This window comes from Pseudomonas yamanorum (genome assembly GCF_013386765.1).
GTDB classification, from domain to species: Bacteria; Pseudomonadota; Gammaproteobacteria; order Pseudomonadales; family Pseudomonadaceae; genus Aquipseudomonas; species Aquipseudomonas yamanorum_A.
Window position 1 is genome coordinate 5,937 of record NZ_JACARE010000089.1, and the last position, 530, is coordinate 6,466.

Consider the following 530-nt stretch of genomic DNA (forward strand, 5'->3'; position numbering starts at 1 on the left):
CACCGCCGCCGTGGTGCCGATCACTATTGGCGCCTTTCCGTTCTTTGCACGCATTGTCGAAAACGCGCTGGATGAAGTGGACAAGGGGCGCATCGAAGCCATCGTCGCCATGGGCGGGGATATTCGGCATGTGATCCTAAAGGTGCTGTTGCCGGAAGCGCTGCCCGCGTTGCTCGCCGGGTTGACCCTGACCCTGGTGATGCTGATCGGCTTTTCCTCCATGGCCGGCGTGATTGGTGGTGGTGGCCTGGGCGACCTGGCGATTCGTTATGGGTACCAGCGTTTCAATAACCAGATCATGGTGGTGACGGTGGTTGTGTTGGTGGTGCTGGTTCAGGGGGTGCAAAGCCTGGGGGATCGTTGTGTGAGGTCGCTGGCGCATCGACGCTAAACGGTTATGTACTAATGAATTTTTAATATTTCTAGTTATATGCGTGACTGAGTAAAGTTCCCCTTCGTACCTTCACCTCGTCGCCGGGAAATACTCTTCATGAACCGTCCCCACGGGCATCCCACGCCGATCCTGACTT

Annotated in this window: 1 protein-coding gene; it reads left to right on the forward strand. The window is 56.4% G+C overall.

The window, feature by feature from the left end:
• Nucleotides 1-391, forward strand: a 391-nt coding sequence (locus HX875_RS33000) for an ABC transporter permease subunit (protein WP_256348230.1), incomplete at its 5' end; no start/stop codon positions are given.
• Nucleotides 392-530 lie beyond the last annotated feature (139 nt).